The following is a 263-nucleotide window of genomic DNA, read 5'->3' as shown; positions in this document are numbered from 1 at the left end:
AGCACCGTCCGCGCCGAAGGCTGGCGCCCGTGCCTGGCGACGTACTCAGCGATCAGGCGATCCTTCTCGGCCTCGATGTGTCGCGACCGGGTGGAGAACTCACTCACCAGCTCGTCGGGCACGCCCTCGATTTCCCATGCCGGGTTCCGGTCCCGGCCCCGCTCTCGCGCCTCCCACTCCACGCCGAGGACGCGGGTGAGCTGGTCCGCCAGAGCGGCGTTGTAGAGCTCGGAGACGGCTACGACGACCGAGTGCATCGGCCG

General features: G+C 70.0%; 1 protein-coding gene. It reads right to left on the bottom strand.

Translation table 11 applies throughout. The features are described 5' to 3' along the window. On the bottom strand, positions 1 to 263 hold a 263-nt coding region (locus KVS67_RS12195; RefSeq protein WP_217565468.1), incomplete at both ends, for a relaxase domain-containing protein.

Origin of the sequence: Micrococcus sp. GbtcB5 (genome assembly GCF_019091605.1) — a bacterium.
Classification (GTDB): domain Bacteria; phylum Actinomycetota; class Actinomycetes; order Actinomycetales; family Micrococcaceae; genus Micrococcus; species Micrococcus luteus.
This window is presented reverse-complemented; position numbering and strand designations above follow the sequence as displayed.